The 19023-nt window shown below is 45.2% G+C and carries 15 protein-coding genes and 3 pseudogenes; 13 read left to right on the top strand and 5 right to left on the bottom strand.

Features of this window, described 5'->3' with window-relative positions; all coding sequences use genetic code 11:
- The first annotated feature begins 48 nt into the window (after window positions 1-48).
- From BQ9893_RS21365 to BQ9893_RS08165, 4 genes are read left to right on the top strand one after another with little or no spacing between them, the layout of a single operon-like run.
- On the top strand, window positions 49-879 hold the full coding sequence (locus tag BQ9893_RS21365; protein ID WP_139322582.1) for a tyrosine-type recombinase/integrase: 831 nt from the start codon (window positions 49-51) through the stop codon (window positions 877-879).
- The gene (locus tag BQ9893_RS08175; RefSeq protein WP_244155093.1) at window positions 846-1274 is read left to right on the top strand and encodes a tyrosine-type recombinase/integrase; all 429 of its coding nucleotides are present in this window, start codon (window positions 846-848) and stop codon (window positions 1272-1274) included. Before BQ9893_RS21365 ends, BQ9893_RS08175 begins: the two co-directional genes overlap by 34 nt.
- 25 nt (window positions 1275-1299) lie before the next feature.
- On the top strand, window positions 1300-2724 hold the full coding sequence (locus BQ9893_RS08170) for a relaxase/mobilization nuclease domain-containing protein (RefSeq protein WP_244155092.1): 1425 nt from the start codon (window positions 1300-1302) through the stop codon (window positions 2722-2724).
- A gap of 28 nt (window positions 2725-2752) precedes the next feature.
- A complete protein-coding gene (locus tag BQ9893_RS08165; protein WP_008771414.1) occupies window positions 2753-3736 on the top strand; it encodes a hypothetical protein in 984 nt (327 codons plus the stop codon).
- Window positions 3737-3780: 44 nt separating this feature from the next.
- Here the strand turns inward: BQ9893_RS08165 and BQ9893_RS21650 are convergent, their stop codons facing one another.
- From BQ9893_RS21650 to BQ9893_RS08150, 3 genes and pseudogenes are all read right to left on the bottom strand, one after another.
- Window positions 3781-3936 (bottom strand): hypothetical protein, encoded by a 156-nt coding sequence (locus tag BQ9893_RS21650; RefSeq protein ID WP_005868867.1) that lies wholly within the window; start codon window positions 3934-3936, stop codon window positions 3781-3783.
- 608 nt (window positions 3937-4544) lie between these two features.
- Window positions 4545-6133 (bottom strand): annotated as a pseudogene (locus BQ9893_RS08155) (type II toxin-antitoxin system HipA family toxin).
- The gene (locus tag BQ9893_RS08150) at window positions 6126-6476 is read right to left on the bottom strand and encodes a helix-turn-helix transcriptional regulator (RefSeq protein WP_005868812.1); all 351 of its coding nucleotides are present in this window, start codon (window positions 6474-6476) and stop codon (window positions 6126-6128) included. The pseudogene BQ9893_RS08155 and the gene BQ9893_RS08150 overlap by 8 nt, the downstream one beginning before the upstream one ends.
- Window positions 6477-6605: 129 nt before the next feature.
- Between BQ9893_RS08150 and BQ9893_RS22055 the strand changes: the two are divergent.
- A pseudogene (locus BQ9893_RS22055) lies at window positions 6606-6765 on the top strand (helix-turn-helix domain-containing protein).
- Between the two features lie 126 nt (window positions 6766-6891).
- A complete protein-coding gene (locus BQ9893_RS08140; RefSeq protein WP_005868811.1) occupies window positions 6892-8172 on the top strand; it encodes an ATP-binding protein in 1281 nt (426 codons plus the stop codon).
- Window positions 8173-9639: 1467 nt separating this feature from the next.
- Here BQ9893_RS08140 and BQ9893_RS08135 read toward each other — a convergent pair.
- Window positions 9640-9813: a tyrosine-type recombinase/integrase gene (locus BQ9893_RS08135; RefSeq protein ID WP_316211079.1), complete on the bottom strand. Its 174-nt coding sequence runs from the start codon at window positions 9811-9813 to the stop codon at window positions 9640-9642.
- A 166-nt stretch (window positions 9814-9979) separates the two neighbouring features.
- Between BQ9893_RS08135 and BQ9893_RS08130 the strand changes: the two genes are divergently transcribed.
- The 7 genes from BQ9893_RS08130 to BQ9893_RS08100 all read left to right on the top strand — a co-directional run bounded on the left by BQ9893_RS08130 (window position 9980) and on the right by BQ9893_RS08100 (window position 18379).
- Window positions 9980-12058 (top strand): TonB-dependent receptor, encoded by a 2079-nt coding sequence (locus BQ9893_RS08130; protein WP_237472075.1) that lies wholly within the window; start codon window positions 9980-9982, stop codon window positions 12056-12058.
- A 7-nt stretch (window positions 12059-12065) separates the two neighbouring features.
- Window positions 12066-13301, top strand: a complete 1236-nt coding sequence (locus tag BQ9893_RS08125; protein WP_004311709.1) for an MFS transporter — start codon at window positions 12066-12068, stop codon at window positions 13299-13301.
- Complete coding sequence (gene hemN, locus BQ9893_RS08120) at window positions 13291-14655, top strand: oxygen-independent coproporphyrinogen III oxidase (protein WP_075965630.1); 1365 nt, start codon at window positions 13291-13293, stop codon at window positions 14653-14655. The genes BQ9893_RS08125 and hemN overlap by 11 nt, the downstream gene beginning before the upstream one ends.
- 14 nt (window positions 14656-14669) lie before the next feature.
- On the top strand, window positions 14670-16019 hold the full coding sequence (gene hemG / locus BQ9893_RS08115) for a protoporphyrinogen oxidase (RefSeq protein ID WP_075965629.1): 1350 nt from the start codon (window positions 14670-14672) through the stop codon (window positions 16017-16019).
- A 22-nt stretch (window positions 16020-16041) separates the two neighbouring features.
- On the top strand, window positions 16042-16332 hold the full coding sequence (locus BQ9893_RS08110; protein WP_075965628.1) for a DUF4491 family protein: 291 nt from the start codon (window positions 16042-16044) through the stop codon (window positions 16330-16332).
- A gap of 270 nt (window positions 16333-16602) precedes the next feature.
- Window positions 16603-17352, top strand: coding sequence for a tyrosine-type recombinase/integrase (locus BQ9893_RS08105; protein ID WP_075965627.1), 750 nt, complete (start codon window positions 16603-16605; stop codon window positions 17350-17352).
- Window positions 17342-18379, top strand: a complete 1038-nt coding sequence (locus BQ9893_RS08100; RefSeq protein ID WP_075965626.1) for a tyrosine-type recombinase/integrase — start codon at window positions 17342-17344, stop codon at window positions 18377-18379. Before BQ9893_RS08105 ends, BQ9893_RS08100 begins: the two co-directional genes overlap by 11 nt.
- A gap of 88 nt (window positions 18380-18467) precedes the next feature.
- Here the strand turns inward: BQ9893_RS08100 and BQ9893_RS08095 are convergent.
- A pseudogene (locus BQ9893_RS08095) lies at window positions 18468-18995 on the bottom strand (toprim domain-containing protein); the annotation flags it as partial.
- Window positions 18996-19023 lie beyond the last annotated feature (28 nt).

Below are 19023 nucleotides of genomic sequence, written 5' to 3'. Positions count from 1 at the left end.
TATTTATTCCCGCAATTAATAGTATGATAAATGTAAAAATCAGAATTTATGGAATCATTTAAAGTAACAAGAACAAGATTTGAAGAGTTTATGCAGTCCCAAGGACATAGCAAGAAAACTCTTGAACATTATCAATGGATACTTTCTTGTCTGGAAGGTTTCATGCAAGAAAAAAGGATTCATTCCTATTCATTCGAAACGGGAATAATATTTGAGAAAGAAAGGTTGGCATCAGTTGGATCCGCAAGGCAACTACAACAGACAAGGCTTGTAATCCGACGTTTGAATGACTTTCTCAAGGGAGAGTTTCATATCCTACCTCCAAGCCGTATATCAGTACCGGATTGCCACGCCCCGCTCTTCCGTGCTTTTCTTGACAACCTTAAGTTGCAAGGACTGCGTTCATCTTCGATACAAGGATATTATTATAGTGGCGCCAAGACGTTGCGTTCATTTTATCAGAACGGAATAGTTGACCTGTTAGAACTTACACCTGCGCATATTTATACCGTATTTGCAGCCAGTAATGATAAAATGAACGAGGGGAGTTTCCTTAGAAAATTCTTACGCTTTCTCTTTAAAGTAAATATCCTGCCCCTTGATTATTCTATAATTGTTCCAACTGTCCGAAGCCATAAACCGGTCCCTTCTGTTTATACCAAAGCCGAAACAGTTCAACTATTAGACAGCATTGATACAAATCGGGTTCCCGGCAAACGAAACCACGCTATCATACTTCTGGCTTTAAGACTTGGTATTCGTTGCGGAGACATTGTAAATTTAGAATTGTCGGACACATCCATTTCGACTCGAACACAATCGAGTTTGTTCAAAGGAAAACGAATGTGCCACAGCGTTTCGAGTTACTTCCGGAACTGAAATCCTCCATAACTGAATATGTATCGTGTGAAAGACCTGCAACGTTTTGCACCAAGCTGTTCATTTCCACACGTCCTCCATTCAGACCGATAACAGTCATGGCAGTTACGAGTCTTATAACTCGTCACATGAACCAATCCGGCATTACAACCAAAGGGCGAAAGAAGGGAGGTCATGCTTTAAGAATGACTCTGGCAAGTGAACTAATATCAGAAAAGGTGCCTTATGGAGTTGTCCGAAAAATATTGGGACATGAAGATACAAAGTCCATGAAGCACTATGTGAAATTTGATGTGGAAATGTTACGTCCCTATGCATTGGAATCTCTGCCTTTCACGGGGTTGTATGCCCGCTACATAAACGAGAATACGGGAGGAAGCGAAGATGGCATATAAGTTCAGAAGCATTTTTGCCACAGAAATGAACGGGTATTTAGAGTTGCTCCATGCATCGGGCAAATATACAGCCAAGATTAAAAGCTCACTGAAAAGTTTGGACAGTCATTTGGTAGCCCATAATTTGACTGACAGGAATTTATCTTCCGATTTAATATCCGGATGGTTATTAGAAAAATCCGTGAAAAACATAACGAAAGCGGGGATTTTGTCTGACATAAAAGGCTTTGCCCGTTATCTATTATCTTTGGGGACAGAGTGGAAACTTCCGGAATTCCCGAATGAACAGTGGCTTTCTCTTGCCGGGGAATATATCGAGAGGATGGGGTACGGAAAGTCCTGTTATGCCGTTGTCCTGAATACCGACAAGGCACACAGCCATGTGCATGTGCTGCTGACCACGATTGATGAAGAAGGCAAAAGCATTCCTTCCGGGAATAATTACAGCCGTTCCGAAAAGATCTCAAGGGAACTGGAGCAGAAGTACGGTCTGTTGCCTTTGGAAAGGGAAGGAGGCAAGAGAACCACGTTGGGAGAGGCGCAATACCGTAACTATTATTTCGATGCGGCCTTGAAGAAAGCCATGCGTAGTTATAATTACAAGGATAAGGTATCGGCTGTCCTAGAACAATCCGATACATACTGGTCTTTGGATAAACCCTTGCAAGAAATAAAACTGGCCAATGAAGAATGGCGTGTCCTGTTGGGGGATGAAAGCTATGACAACCTTTTCGCATTGCTGGAAAAAGGAGGTTTTTTCAACCCCTTGTTCAAGGATGAACTGTTACAACAGCTTGACCGCATCTACTCTTTTTCCGAAAGTACATCCGATTTCCGAAGGAACCTGGAACAAGAAGGATTGTATATGCGTCTGGTCACCAAGAAGGACAAATCCTATTATGTCTATGGCATCAAGGATTCAGGCTTTTACCTGAAGGACGTTTCGCTTCCTCAGAAATATCGCTTCGGTAATATCCGTTTTGATGGGCATGGCATGAGTGCCGATGAACAGAAGCATTATCTCTATGACCACGTGTTTAAGGCTTTGAACGCTTCTTCCGGATATGAGGATTTCAAGAAGAACTTGGCGGAAGAATCGATTCGGGTGACGGAGCATGTAAACGGCAAAGGCGCATATGGGATTTCTCTCTATATGGAAAACGTGGAAAATGCTCATCTCTTTAAAGGTGCGGATCTTTCCCGTAAGCTCACTTATCAGAATATACAGAAGCTTTTCGATGGCGTGGCAGTCGGTCTCTCGTCACATATTAATAGGGTAGGGGAGTTCCGTGAGCGGGTGGATCGTGAGGCTTTCTATATGCAGGGTAGGGGAGTTACGGCCATTCCGGATCTTGACATTACCGGCAGCGGGAAGAAGTCGCAAGAGGATGATCTCATACCGTCCAAAAAGAAACGGAAACGCAAGAGTGGCCCCGATTTCTCTTTATGAATACTAACTTAATATAATATATTTCTTTATGAATTATCAGACCGTTTTACAGAATTATCTTCCCGTCGAACAAGGGGATTTCATGTTGAAATATGAGATTGATGACCGAGGGTATGCCATTTATTCACCGGAGAAAGGTTCGTTCTCTTGTATCGAATTACATGGCTTTTCCGAGCTTACTCCTTGGCAATTGGCTTTTCTCCTTTCATTGGATATGCAGCAGATGAAAGAACAGGATGAGTTTTCTCTTTCCGTATGTTGCAAGCGGGAAAAGCTCTTGTCTTATCTCTTTGATGTGGAGGAAAGCGAAACAACTTTAAAGACAAAACATGTGTCCGGGTGGCAAGGCTATCTGATGATGGATATCCATAAGCCGGACAGGGTACGGAACGTGTTCCAGTTCCATCCGGAAACGAAAAAAGCCCGTTTGGTCTTTGACAACCGGTTATGTGTCGCTTCCCTTCGTGAGAAAGAGAAAGGAAAGATCATCCATCTCTGTTGGAGTCCTTCTCTCTTTGCTGCCATCGATAGGGGAGGAGAGCGTACCGCACCGGCTTATCTGTTGGCTTCTAATGCTGCCTTGTTGCATGGGTATGCCATGAAGCAGATTGCGGAATGCTTTGCTGGTACACCGGCTGAAGAACGGGTTATCGGTATTCATGTAGGGGATAATGTCTATGAGGCCTTGTCTTTTGTGTGCTATTACGCCCGTAACGTGCAGGATGAATATTTGGTTATTCCTGAGCGGAAAGATGGGATGATGATTCTTGAAACCCCGAAATGGAATCCGATACGCCAGGCCAACTTCGTGGCTTCACTTAACAAGATGGCGGTTGACCAGGCGAAGAAACGCTATCCGGAAATGGAGGTTCCAAATGAACGGCCATTCACATGTCTCTCTTTTTCCCGGAAGTCTTTCGTCTATTTCCCGGATCTGAAGGTGTATCAGGAGGTGTTCTTGAAGATGTATTTGGGATTGGTGAGGTTACAGGAGGTGCATTTGCTGGGGTAAGGAACAATTGCAGTGCTGCTTATAATATAGTGGCACTACTATTGTTAGAGTACTTCTATCATTCCTTTGGTTACGGCATCGGCCAGTAGTCTTTTTACAATCCTGCCACTGGGAGGATTGGTTATCCCAAGCGTTATCTCAACCCTGTTTGATAGAGGATGATAGTGCAGGTATTGGAGGATTTCATCTTCAATAGTCATGTTATAATTCTTTTATCGGGACAATTTTGCCTAATATTTATGCTTTTGTTTATTGTTCTGTCTGTTGGATTTTACTTTTTTTTATTTCCGTTCTTCCCTTTTCCTTGTTTTCTGCCTCCCCTTGTGTGCTTTTTCATAGCTCCATCTGAGACCCTTTGTTTTTGAACGGCAAATTTATTTCGGTGGATGGATATGAAAGAGTTCCGGTCTTCGCCCTTTGTACCGAAAAAAATAACGCCGGACGGCTTCACTGTCCCCAACATTTTTTGTCGTCCAAAACTTTTCTCAATCCCTCCTTCCTTCTTGTTGTGTGCCGTAAAAAAAGGCTCATAAACTCAGATGGGGCAATAGCTGCAAATAGCTATAGAACTATTAGTTAAGGGAAGTGTTAATGATTTTTAGTGGACACGTGTGAACCTATAGGTTAGCCTGTATTCCTTAAATCTCCTGCCCAGTTCCGCTATGATTTCCGGATTGGCCATGGCTTGGGTGATGTGATTCGTTGTCATATCGCAAAGGTAAATATATTAACTGTTAAATCAAAATATGATAGATAACAATTAATATATTTACTATTATATTGAATGGTACAGGATGCCGTTTGTGTGTTAATCCCCCAATTCCATGCTACGCTTATTGCCGCCTATAATCGGGCTTTGCACAGGCTTTATGTCCTGAAGGCTTTTTAGCATCCCTTCCATTTGGAAGATTTTGGCGGCAGCGATGAAGTTGGTGGCGGATATATCCGGCTGGAGGCTTTTCAGTACGTTCTCCGATGGCTGATATCCTCTCATCTTCAGTTCCAGGATGGCGTTGAAGTCATCATTTCGCATAGCCTTCATGAAAGCCTGCTCTTGTTCGTTGGCAATGTCCGGCATTTGGATGGTATGCAGTTGCTTGCCGAACAAGAGCAGGTTTTTCCGATAAAATCGGCGTGTTCCGGCTTGACCCCGCAATCCTTGGCAGTCTCATGCCAATACGATACGGTTTCCTGTACCTTTTCGATAATCTGTTTGTGTTCCCGGATGCCCATGTTCTCACCTACCTTTTGCAGATCTTCCATCGTGAAATTGTCTTGTTTGCCGTTGAGTGACAGTTGGTGGCGGTTCGTCCATTTGCCGCCCGGTGTGTATGAGTAGCAGAGGTCGTATGCCGGGGCCAGTTTCCATTTCCCTTGTCTATCCATCAGGAAAGAGAAGTTCTTGCTATGGTCATCATGGTTACGGCTCATGACGTTGAACACCATTCTTCGGTATAGTTCCTCCTGATCTGGATAAGGGAGGTTCATCTGCCGCATGATACGGAATATCTCTTCGTATGAATGGCGTTGGTCACGGTCATAGTGGGCAAGCCCGGCCAATGTCTGTACATGGATTTTCTCTCCGTCTTTCATACGGTCAAAACGGCGTGTCATAAAGTGATATGACTCTTTTTCCTGAAGTAACCGGCATTCCATCATATCGATACCGCAGGCTTTTGCCATCCGGTGATAGGCATATTCGATATTTCCTATTCCTTGTGGATTGTCCGTTATCTGCGTGTGTTCGCTGTATTTGCCGCCATCAAATTTCAACAGCCAATATCCGAATCCTTCAGGAGCTTTTACCTGTCCGGAGCGTACCTCTCCGGTAATATCGTTGTAGGCGATGATGGCCTTGGGCTTGGCACCTCCGGCAGATGTTCCCACTTTCAGTATATCCAGAATGTTTCTTCCTTCCTGGCGCAGTTGGACCTGAAAAGCCATTCTGTCCGTGAATACGGATTTGGCAAGCTCCGTCAGTTCCTCGATATGGAGCACTGATGATTCGTTCATGCCGTTGATTGGCGAGGACGGCTCAAACTCCAGTGCGCCCATGCCACGTTTGCCTACATAGCAAAGCCTGTCTAAAGGGGTAATCTCTTCTCCGGACAATCCCTTGCTGGCAAACCATTCATTGATGATCTGGTTTCCGAAAGTGTCCGGCAGTGAATCGGCAAACAGGCCGGGCAACCCCTTGAAACAGTCGGTACGGTTTTCAAGGAACCGGTAGGGGGTGTTCCTGTACTGGCTGATGGGCATGATGATGGGAGAAATGTCAAGACCGGAGCGGATGAACTTCCGTTCATAGTCGAACAAGGCGGCATTGCTTTCCTTTTCCCAATAGAGAGAGCCTACGCTTTCTCCCCATAGCTTTACATCTACTATCAAATCATTCATGGTTATCTTGTTTTAAATGGCGTACACGGTAGCGTTTCTTTCCTTGCAGTTTTTTGAGCTCTATCGGGCTGACCCGGATTTCCGGTACCAGTTGCTCCAGGTTCTCCAGCAGGCCGAGCGAGCGGAGTACGCTGATGAACAACAGCAGCGATACCGATTTGCCCTTCTCGATGTTCGCAACGGTCAAGGGGCTTACACCGGAAGCCGTTGCCAGTTCTTCCTGCGTGATATGCTGCCTGATACGTGTCTCTTTGATGCGCTGGCCGATTCTCATCAGCACAGCTGGATTGCTCATTTCATTCCACATGGTTGTTCCTTTTTTGCAAATATACAAATAATCCATGTAAATATATAGATTAACTTGAATATATGATGTTAATCTATATGAATACAATGATTATAGTTGCTTTATCGGCTGTTTTTTTCTTTGAACTAGGATGAAAACTGACTAAAATCACAATGTGTTGTGAATATGAAAGAGCTAGGAAAGATGATTAAAGAGTGCAGGAAGAGTTTGAAGGTCAATCAGCTGGAACTTCTCCGAACTGGCGGGCGTGGGCATCAATACGCTGGTGGCCATCGAGCGTGGAGAAGGCAATCCTAAATTGGCTACTGCTTTCCATTGGAGTTGATTAAAGTGCGGAAAAATGTATAAGATTGCTTCTATTATCTGCTTATTTTAGTATATTTGTGCTTTAAATAAGTGCGGATAAATGTATTATACGCTGTTTTTACATGTATAAAAATGCTGTTTGTAGATGAAAAGATTTGTTTTGCAACAACTTATAGAATGGAAAAACCGTGAGGATAGAAAACCTCTGATTTTAAATGGTGCCCGACAAGTTGGGAAAACATGGCTGCTCCATGAGTTTGCCAAACTTGAATACAAAAAAGAGGCTTATGTGGTATGCCGTAAGAATAACCTTGCACGCCAGCTTTTTTCTCAGGATTTCAATGTTGACAGAATTTTACGGGGGCTGCGTGCGATGACTTCCGTTGACATTACTCCGGGTGATACGCTTATTATCCTTGATGAGATACAAGATATCCCGGAAGCACTGGAATCTTTGAAGTATTTTAAAGAGGAGGTTCCGGAGTATCATATAGCTGTGGCAGGTTCACTTTTGGGGATATCCCTTCATCAGGATGTGTCTTATCCCGTAGGGAAGGTAAATGTCATCAATATATTTCCTATGAACTTTGAAGAGTTTCTTGTCGCCAAGGGAGAAGAAGAAGCTTGTAAATTGCTTATGAGTGGGGATTTTGAAACGATAAGCCTCCTGCATGACAAATATACGGATCTCCTTCGGCAATATTATTATGTAGGTGGTATGCCGGAAGTTGTACTCAAATATGTAGAAACGGATTCCTTGCTGGAAGTCAGAAGAATACAGTCGGAGATTTTGCAAGGCTATGATCTTGACTTCTCAAAACATGCGCCCAAAGAACAGGTTCCGCGTGTCCGAATGGTATGGAACAGCATTCCTTCCCAATTATTTAAAGAAAACAAGAAATTCATTTACGGAGCTTTGCGAAAAGGTGCCAGAGCCAATGATTTTGAGATGGCCATTCAATGGCTTGTAAATGCCGGGTTGTTGTATAAAGTGCCTCGATGTACCAAACCGGAGCTTCCGCTTGATATTTATGAAGACCTGTCGGCTTTCAAACTCTATATGGTTGATTTGGGGCTTATGGGTGCTATGGTCAAGACAGATCCGGCCCAAGTCTTGATTAAAAACGACATATTTAAGGAATACAAGGGAGGAATGACTGAACAGTATGTATTGCAGCAGATGAAAAGTAAGGGCGTGTCACCGATTTATTACCATAACACAGACAATTCGCGTCTTGAGTTGGATTTTGTTATTCAACGTAATGCCCAAATGGTGCCGATAGAAGTGAAGGCCGAAGGGAATGTCCGGGCCAATTCGTTGACAGCATTACTGGGAAAAAGACCGGAATTGCATGCGGAGAGATTTTCTATGTTGCCTTATAAAGTACAGGGTAATCTTACAAATTTTCCGCTATATGCAATATAGGTGTATCCTTTTCCCATGCCGGTCATACCGTTAGAACTGATTGATAAGTATGATGCGTATGTTGGCCGGTATGTCTATCTTTGTGGCAATGAAAACAGAGAGAGGATTGATTTACGCCTTGTTTTCCGGGACGGAAAGGAGATTGGCACGGATGATCTGAATCTGTATTATAATTGATGTGACGGCTTGGATGTTGTACGGAATAAGTATTAATAGTTAACACCTTTGGTGAAATGTCTTGTTGAATTTAGTTCAGATACTTCAGAATCTCATATGATTCATTGGACTTGAATTATGGAAAACGATTCCTAAAAGAGTTCGTGAAAGCGAGTCAATAAATTTATAAACTGAGTTCCCAAACACGCAAACAAACAATGGGCAATTTGTTTAAACTCATTGGAGTACTGTCCAGTCTTACATTTTACGCAGTGGACTGCATATTTTTACGCACAGCAATGATGATAGTTTGTTATCTGTTTCATGATGCCATTCTGAGGTTGGCAAAATATTCATAGAGATATGGCAGATTCGTTTCGGTTAATTGGCAAGGATTTGGACAGCAATACCTGCATCTGGTTAAATGTCGTATTTCTGAATTTACCTCAGATGCTTTATATTTTCCATCTGTTCCTATTTTAATGAGAGATGTGATTCATTGTCTTCGGGGGATAGATTTTTGTCCCTCGCATCCTTTTCGGGGGACAATTTGGGAATAAAATTACGAAAAAAATATAAAAACAGACAGAAAGTATGGAGAAAAAGAGAAAATACAAATTCTCATAAAATCATTGATTTTTCGCATTTTACGGATTTGTATTTTCTCTTTTTATGCTTTTCTTTAGGTCACTTGCCGATGCAGAATGTTTATTTCCCTACGCAGAATGTAAAATCTGCAAATATAAGTGGCTGATAATCAGTACAAACACCTTTGTTTTAGGGTGTCTAAAGTGACTCCGAGGGACGGTGGGGGGACGCAAAATAGGCAAAAATCTGCAAATATGACTGCCGTCAAAAAAAGAAAATGCAAACATCTGCAAAATCGATTTTCCAGTTCTTTGCACGTTTACACTTTTTAACGCAGATTTTTGCACATTCTTGCAATCGCTGAGAAGCGAGCAAGGAATGAATCTGTTGTGCTCTTTAGTGATGCTCATTGTTATTTCTATTGCTTTTTTGAGAACCGTATTTGATGACAAGGTTTCATTGTCGGAAGATAAAAGGTTTAGTTTAGGTTATGGATATTTAATATGGGTATAAACTAAACTATTCTTTGTTCAAGTAAACCGAGTTTCCCTTCTCTCTTTTTTGACGGCAAAAGACTATTCGATTTACAGGCTTTTGGTGCAAACCTAATAACCTTTTCCTTATATCCAGCCTTATTTTCCTTTTTATGAGGTCATTTTGAAAACATAAATTCGGCAACAAATCAACATTATTGCCGAACTTATATAAAGCTGAAGATATGTCTTATCCTATCTTCATGATGGCTTCAAGTACCTTCTTGGGAGTTATCTTCGCATAGTTCTGTGTGCTTGAAACCTGCCTATGGCCAAGAAGCGCGGTAATCGTGTATATGTCAACTCCTTTATCCAGAAGTTGCATGGCGAATGTGTGGCGAAAACAATGAAAGGTGACATTAATAAAAAGGCTATCTACGAGCCTATTTGCAAGTCCCGAAGACTGCCAAAGGTTTTAATAAGTTGGTTCTATCATGCTGAATATAGTTAAAATCCATATAAATGGGGATTGTGCAGTATCGATAAAAGCTATACCTTTGCAGCGTAAAAACAAACCAAGACAAAAAGAAATGAAATTGAAGTTTACATTATTAATGATGTTATTTTGCCCGTTTAGTGTCTTTGCTGACGAGATAGAAGAGGAGACAGATACGACGGTGGCCCGCTATGTAGATATGGAAGGTGTGGAAGTGATAGGCTTCAAACAAGATGCTCCCAGACGCGAAGCGATCTCGGAAACCGTTCTTTCCAGTTTTTTTGTGCGTCAGACGGAGATGACTAGTATAAAGGATCTAGGATACACGGTGCCAAATTTCTATATACCGGAATACGGTAGCCGACAGACATCGCCCGTATTTGTGCGTGGCGTAGGATCGAAGACCAATGGTCCCACCGTGGGATTTTATGTGGATGGCGTGCCTCACATGGAGCGCTCTGCTTTCGATGACGACCTGTTTGACTTGTCGTCTCTGGAGGTGTTGCGTGGACCGCAGGGCACACTTTACGGACGTAATTGTATCGGTGGTATCATCAATGCCTATACCCACTCGCCATTCGATTATCAGGGTACACGGGTGAAGCTTGGCTATGGTCGTTACAACGATGCCGTTGTGAATGCCTATCATTATAATAAGGTAAGCGACAAGTTTGGATTTGCCGTGAACGGCAGCTATCATCATAACGATGGTTTCTTCCGCAATGCGTTCGATGGTAGTAAGGTTGACAAGTTCAACGAGGGCTATCTGCGTGGCAGAGTGTTTTGGAGACCTGCCCAGCGTTGGCAGATTACTGCTGACATCAGCTATCGTAACAGCGATCAGGGTGGTTATCCTTATGCCATTTATGATGCAGAGACTGGTGAGACTGGTGAGATCAACTACAACCGCTACAGCTCCTATTTGCGCCAGATTACCACCGCGGGTCTGAATGCCTGCTATACGGGCAACGGATTTAGCCTGAACAGTCAGACTGCCTATCAGTATATAGATGATCAGATGGGTATCGACCAGGATTTCTCGCCGAAGGATCTCTATTGGGTGAAACAGGGTGTGCGTCAGAATATCTTTAGTGAAGAACTGACCCTGAAATCGACAAGCGATAGTCGTTATCAGTGGATGGTGGGTGCCTTCTTCTTCAGCGACAGCTATAAAAAGAATCTCAGTACGACCTACATTGCTCAGGATTACTGCACCCCGAAGTTCTACGACTCGCCTACCACGGGTGTGTCAGTCTATCACCAGTCGTCATTAAGAATCGTAGGCGGATTGAAAGCTCGTGTGGGTCTGCGTTTCGACTACGAACATGCCAAGGAGGACTATCAGGCCTATCGCACTGCTGCCTGGGCTACGACATTGGGTAATCTTGAGGATACTTATAATAGCAAGCTTAACTTTACGCAGCTGACACCGAAGTTCTCGATAGAATACCTGACCACCGAAGAACAACTCTTCTACGTCTCGGTGACAAGAAGTTATAAGACGGGTGGCTTTAATTCCACTTTCCTTCAGGATGATGAGCGCACCTATGACCCGGAGTACAACTGGAATTACGAGGTGGGTACCAAGACATCGTTCTTCGACCATGCCCTGCAGATGGAACTGACACTCTTCTACGTAGATTGGCGCCATCAACAGATCACTCAGACCGTACCAGGCGTAGGCAATATCACCCGCAATGCAGGTCACTCCGACAGTAAGGGCGTGGAATTGTCGTTGATAGCCCGTCCGGTACAACCGTTGACGCTGAGACTGAGCTATGGCTATACTTATGCCCGCTTCTTGGATTATCAGAAGAGCGAGACCGTGAGTTACACAGGTAACATGCTGCCGCTTGTGCCGCGACACACGTTGTCGTTGAACGGCAGTTATACCATCACGCCGCGTCAGGGCATCATGGACCGTTTGGTATTGAGTGTCGGTCTGAACGGTATGGGAAAGATCTACTGGAATGAGGACAATCTGGTAAGCCAGCGCTTCTATGCCTTGTTGAACGCCAAGGCGAGTGCCACCTTCGGCCCTGTGACATGGGAGTTGTGGGGCAAGAACCTGACAGATACCGACTACCTGACCTATTACTTCAAGGCTAGTGCTGCCTATGGTCAGAAAGGACGTCCTGTCTCTTTCGGAACTTCTCTGATATTTGATATATAAATAAGGTATGCAACAAGGAAACCAAGAAAACAACCATATCAGTCGTGACGGCAGAGGCATTGGATTACCGATGTTCTTCTGTCTTTATATTGCCCAAAGTCTCCCTTCCAGCTTCTTCGCTACCGCCTTACAGGTGATGATGCGTGAGGCTCATTATTCGCTGGCCACCATCGGACTGTTGCAGCTGGTGAAGTTGCCTTGGGTCCTGAAATTCCTCTGGTCACCCATCGTCGATCGTCGTTGTCTGACGGGACGTGACTTCCGCCGCTGTATCATCGGCAGCGAGTGTGTCTATGCCCTGTTTATCATCTTGGCAGGCCTATTGGATATCGGCGACAACCTGTATCTGATCATTGCCTTAGTGTGCCTGTCGCTGGTGGCATCTGCTACTCAGGATATCGCTACTGATGCCTTGGCCATCCTGATGCATGGCGGAAGGGATAAGAGTATGGTGAACAGTATGCAGTCGATGGGTAGTTTCGGGGGTGTCTTGGTGGGTAGCGGTCTATTGCTGGTGGTACTCCATGAGTATGGCTGGCAGACGGTGACGATGTGCTTGGGTGTATTTGTGTTACTGATGTTGGTGCCGCTTATCATGAGGCGTGATACCGGGATGATAGTCAAGAACCCTCAAGAACGGGCGCGGCTGACGGACTTTGCCTCGTTTTTCACGCAGCGCAGTATCTGGAGACAGATCGGCTTCCTGTTGCTCTATTATGCCAGTATCGTGGGTATCTTGTCGATGATGCGCCCCTGGCTGGTTGACCTGGGCTATTCCATGAAGGAGATTGGTGTGATGAGTGGCATCGTGGGTACTTCTGCGGCATTCTGCGCCTCCTTTGGTGCCGGATTCATTGTGCGCCGTATCGGCATCTACACAGCCCGACTGCTCTTCGCCTGCTTTGTCCTGTTGACAACCGTCTATTTCCTCACCATGTCCTATCTCGAGCAGCCTTCAACACTGTTGCTCTACTTGGGCATCGTGCTGATGTGGGCCAGCTACGGTATGGCCACCATCGTGGTCTATACCTCAGCGATGGAGTGCGTGCGTAAGGGGCGCGAAGGTACCGACTTCACCATCCAGACCGTACTGACCCACCTGAGTGGTATCATCATGGCAGCTGTCAGCGGCAGCATGGCCGACCACTTCGGCTATCATGGCCTTTTCCTCACAGAATGCTTTATCGCAGCCCTGTCGCTGCTTTATATATTAACCGTTTTCAGAAAGAAAAATGCAGCCTGAGATTATTCAAAAATACAACCGTCCAGTACCGCGATACACGAGTTATCCGCCAGCCAACTATTTTGGCGAGTTTTCCGAAACCGATTATCTGTGTGCCGTCAACGCATCGGATTCGGCCCGTCAGAATCAGATATCGTTTTATCTGCATATTCCCTTCTGTCGTCACCTGTGTCATTACTGTGGCTGTAACTCCTATCCTGCTGCTAAGCCAGAGACGGTGGAGGCCTATGTGGGGGCGCTGCATCGGGAGATCGACCTGGTGGCCCGTCATATTGACAACAGTCGGCAGATCTCACAGATACACTATGGTGGTGGCAGTCCGACGTCGATTCCCATTCCGATGCTCAAGGAACTCAACGATCATCTGCTCAGTATTGCACCCACGATAGCAAGTCCTGAGATTGCGATTGAGTGCCATCCTGGCTATCTGTCCGAGCACGACTGGCAACAGCTCACCGCATGCGGATTTACCCGCTATAGCATTGGTATTCAGGATATGAAAGAAGAGGTGCTGAAAGCAGTCAACCGTCGTCCGTCACTGTTGCCCTTACAAGAGATCCTCCAGATTCTGAGGGCCTCGGGAGCGACTGTCAACTTTGACTTTATCTATGGATTGCCATTACAGAGCGTGGACTCCTTCCGAAAGACCATCGAACAGGCTTCAGCGTTGCGCCCTGACCGTCTGGTCACATTCTCCTATGCCCATCTACCCAAACTCTTCCCCCGTCAGCAGATACTCGATCGTATGGGCTTGCCTGCGACGGAAGAGAAAAACCGGATGTATGAGACAGCCTCGGAGATATTAAGGCAGGCAGGCTATCAGAGCATCGGACTGGATCACTTCGTGCTGCCGGATGATGAACTCTACACAGCCCTGCAGACGGGAAGGCTGCATCGTAACTTCCAGGGCTACTGCACCCGTCGCACCACAGCGCAGGTCTATGCCTTCGGCGTGACCGCCATTAGTCAGCTCGACGATGCCTATGCCCAGAACGGACGCGAAATCAAAGCCTATATCGAAACGATTGGCAAGGACCGTCTCTACACTAGTCGTGGCTACCAGCTCTCAGCAGAGCAGAAGCTGATCCGTGAAGTGGTGGAGACGCTGATGTGTAACTACACTCTCGACTGGAACGATGTGGCAGAGCGGACGGGCACATCCGTCGCCCAGCTGCGCCAGACCTGTCATTACGACGAGGAACGTCTGAGGGAAATGGCATCCGACGGTATTCTGGTGTTTGACGACCATCACATCACCGTCAATACCGACGGCCGTCCGTTTGTGCGCTGTGTGGCTGCCGCCCTCGACCCGTTGATGCAGCATACAGACAAACATTTTTCTAATCCCATTTAAAAAAGCTATTGATCATGCAGAATCGAGGAATTGTCATTATAGGAGCCGGTCTGACAGGACTCAGCACGGCCCACAACCTGAAGAAAAAAGGCCACGATGTCGTGATTGTCGAAAAAGAAAGTAGGATCGGAGGCCAGATCCGAACTTATCAGGAGGATGGCTTTGTGTATGAGAGCGGCCCCAATACGGGTGTGGTATCCTTCCCTGAGGTCGTGGAACTGTTCAATGATCTGGCTGGTGACTGTGAACTGGAGATTGCCAGGGAATCCTCGAAACGGCGTCTTATCTGGAAGGGCAACCAGTTTCATGCGCTGCCGTCGGGTCCGTTGAGTGCCATCACCACACCGCTGTTCCGTCTATCCGACAAATTCCGAATCCTTGGAGAGCCTTGGCGCAAACGAGGCACTGATCCTGATGAACCGGTAGGTGCCTTGGCGCAACGTCGTCTGGGTAAGTCGTTCTACGAATATGCCGTCGATCCGTTTGTGTCAGGTGTCTATGCTGGCGATCCGATGAAGCTCACCACCCGTTATGCCCTGCCGAAACTCTATAATCTCGAAGCCAACTACGGCAGTTTCATCCGTGGTGCGATGGCGAAGGCCAAAGAGCCCAAGACGGATCGCGACAGACTGGCCACCAAGAAGGTGTTCTCGGCTGTGGGCGGCTTGAGTCAGATGGTAGATGCGATGGCCAAAGGACTTGATATCATCCTCGATGCCAATAATGTAAAAATACGGCCTGCAGATGGGGGAGAGTGGTCTGTCACCTTCAACGGCTCGGAGGAAATCAGATGCCAGCGCGTGGTCACCACCGTGGGCTCCTATGCCCTGCCGGCATTGCTGCCATTTATCCCTGCTGAGCGACTCAAACCATTCACCCAGTTGTTCTATGCGCCCATTATTCAGGTCTGTGTCGGCATCCGTGATGCCAGGGGTTTGGACTTCCCCGCTTTCGGTGGTCTGGTACCCAGCAAGGAACAGAAACGTGTGCTTGGAATCCTCTTCCCGTCATCATGCTTCGAAGGCCGTGCGCCAGAGGGCGGAGCACTTTACTCATACTTCATCGGAGGTGCCCGTCATACCGACTATTTGCAGAAGAGCGACGACGAGATTCGTCAGATCGTATTGGAAGCCTTCCACTCGATGCTGAAATATCCGTCAGATGTACAACCCGACTTCATCCGGATCTTCCGTCACCAACATGCCATTCCCCAGTACTGGAGCGACAGTGGAGAACGGTTCAGACTGATCGAGGAACTACAAAACCAATACAAGGGACTGGTGTTGGCTGGTAACATGCGCGACGGTATTGGTATGGGTAACCGCATCCATCAAGGCGCTGCGATTGCTGAAACATGGAAATAAGATCTAACCAAAAGAATAAAATATGTATTTCACAGGTATTATCATAGCCGCGATGACCTTTCTAACGATAGGTCTCTGGCATCCTATCGTCATCAAGACAGAATATTATTTTGGCACTCGTCCCTGGGTGATCTATCTGCTCGTTGGCATCAGCTGTTGCGTGGCAGCACTCTTCATCAGCAATGTCTATATCTCCTCATTCCTTGGTGTGTTCGGTGCTTCCGCCCTATGGGGCATCGGCGAACTCTTCTCTCAGAAAAAACGCGTAGAGAAGGGCTGGTTCCCCATGAATCCCAAGCGAAGAAAGAAATAATAAAATGAGTCCACAAGGGCTAAATTGAGTAGGAACTGGGTCGATGAATATTGTGAAAACGTGTGTTTTAAGGCCGTTTTCTTATACTTTTGGCTTCGATTTTGGGTTGTTTTATGAAAATAAAAACTTTCTAGAAGGTAGAAATAGGGTAGAAAAAATGTCCAAAATTAATTGTTTTTAATAAGCTTAAATTACGTAAATCATTGATAATGAGGTGGTTACGTTTTTGTTAATAATTAAAAAATTGTTTTTCGAGAAGTTTGTAACTAATTGATTTTCAGTACGTTAGATGAGGTTACTTGCCCACGCAGAATCTACTTTCCTATCATTGAAGATGATTATATTCCATATATATTTTCCTATGAGGAGATTTCCAGAATAATTTCAGCGGCTGACAATCTTGGTTACGGCACCTTTAAACGTCCGCAACGAGCTACGATGGTCTTTCCCGTACTATTACGCATTCTTTATTCTTGCGGGTTACGGCTCGGAGAAGGACTTGGCTTAAAATGGGAGGACATAGATCTTGTAAACGGCATCATTTATATTCGTGAGGCTAAGAACATGAAGCAAAGGATAATACCGATACACAGGACATTGATTGAGCAGCTTAAACAATACAAAAGAAAAATAGAGCGTGAAGGCGTATGTGTCCATTATCTTTTTGAAAGTAACTATGCCCCTCATAAACCATTTAAAAACAATTCGTTTTACGACTGGTTTATTAAAATACTGAAAGCTGCCGGAATTTGCTACTATAAGCGTGACCGGTTGGAGAGAGGACCTTGTCCGCACTGCTTACGGCACACGTTTGTTCTGCATTCATTTTTGAAATCGGAAAAGGAGGGTATTAAATATGAAAACGCATCCGCATTCCTTGCCGCTTATTTAGGGCATGACAGTCCTAAAGAAACCGACAAATATCTAAAGGCAAGCCACACCCTGTATACTGCTTCCCATGAGAGAATGAACAATTATATCGGAAACATATTCCCTAAAATAGATTTTGATGAAGAATAAAGAATTTATCCCGTTGTTATCGGACTTCCTGATTACATACCTGCCTGAAATCAAAGGCGTCAGTAAGAATACAATCGCCTCATACCAATACGCTTTCAGATTATTGTTTGAGTTCATGGACGAGGTAAAGGGGATTCCCCCGGAAAAAGTATCATTTACAAATCTAATAAATGGAACCATCGCTGAATACCTTGTCTGGCTTGAATCTGCAAGGGGATGTTCCCCTGTAACCCGCAACCATCGCAGGGCGGCAATTGCCTCTTTTGCGAAATATGCGGTCAAGAAAGCTTTCAAAGAAGCCTTGGAATTTTATTCGCAAGTGAATGATATCCCACGAAAAAGGGTTCCTAAAACAACAGACATGAAATACTTCTCAAAAGAGGAAATATCCTGTCTATTGAATTTACCGGATACGACAAGGAAACTTGGCAGGCGTGATGCCGTTTTATTGAGTACATTGTACTCAAGCGGTGCAAGGGCTCAAGAAATATGCGACTTGACCGTGAATGACATAAATTTTGGAACAACAACAGTTCTTAGGCTGGTTGGAAAAGGAAACAAGGCAAGAATGGTTGCGATTCCTCAAAATTGTGCTGTCTTACTGAAAAATTACCTGAAAAGCAATGGATTAAACCCGAATAGTGTAGGCGATAGAAAAAGACATGTATTTTCTAGTCAGATGCATGAGAAAATGACTATCTCCTGTGTCGAAGAAATCGTGAAAAAATACGTTTCAATGGCTAAAAGGACTTATCCAAATCTTTTTAAGAGACGGGGGTATTCACCTCATAGTTTCCGTCATTCCATTGCCGTCCATATGCTGGAATGTGGAGAATCTCTTGTTGTGATTAAAGCCTTTTTGGGACATACCTCCATAGAAACAACTACCATTTATGCAGAAGTCACTCCTGAATTGGCCAATAAATATTTAAGTGAAAGAGGAAATGCGGTGGAGGCAGTAAAAATAGCAGAGGAGACAGCAACTTCTTTATTACCATTTTTGAAAACAATGTCCAAGTTCCGATAGACCAATGTTATCCGAGAAAATATTTTGATAAATAACTAATAATATGGTATTTATATTTATCTTCTCGGATAACATATTATCTGGGATAACCCACCAGCCAGTCTGCCTTCGCGCGGCTGTCGGCGGCGGTATACAGGCTGTCGTATTCCGAGCCGTCCTTCAGTTCCTCCAGACCTTTTCGTATGGCCTCGTCAGTAAGCGAGGAGATCCACAGGCGTCTGAACGGTTTCGTGCAGCCCAGAAAGTCGTATATCCAGCGGAAGATAAGTTCCCCTTCACGACCGGCATCGGTAGCCACGACGATGCTGTCACAGCGGTTGAACACGCTTTCTATGACTTTCAGCTGTTTCGAGGCGGCGATGTCCGTAACCATTCCCCTGTCCGTGCGCATCTGTCGGGAGACCAGGCGGAACGGGTCCGGCAGCATCGGCAAGTCCTCCTCCGCCGTTTTCGTATAACCATAAGTGTCCGGTATGGCCAGTGACACGAGGTGTCCCAGTGCCCAGGTCACCATATATCCGTTACCGGAACAGTAGCCGTCATTTCTTGTATCAGCCCCGACTACACGGGCAATGTCCATGCCTACATTCGGCTTTTCTGCGATGATTGCTATCATATTGTAAGATAAAAATTAAGCCGTTTCC

The organism is Parabacteroides massiliensis (assembly GCF_900155425.1).
In the GTDB taxonomy this organism is placed as follows: domain Bacteria; phylum Bacteroidota; class Bacteroidia; order Bacteroidales; family Tannerellaceae; genus Parabacteroides; species Parabacteroides massiliensis.
The sequence above is the reverse complement of the archived record's forward strand: the minus strand, read 5'-3'. Positions and strand labels throughout refer to the sequence as shown.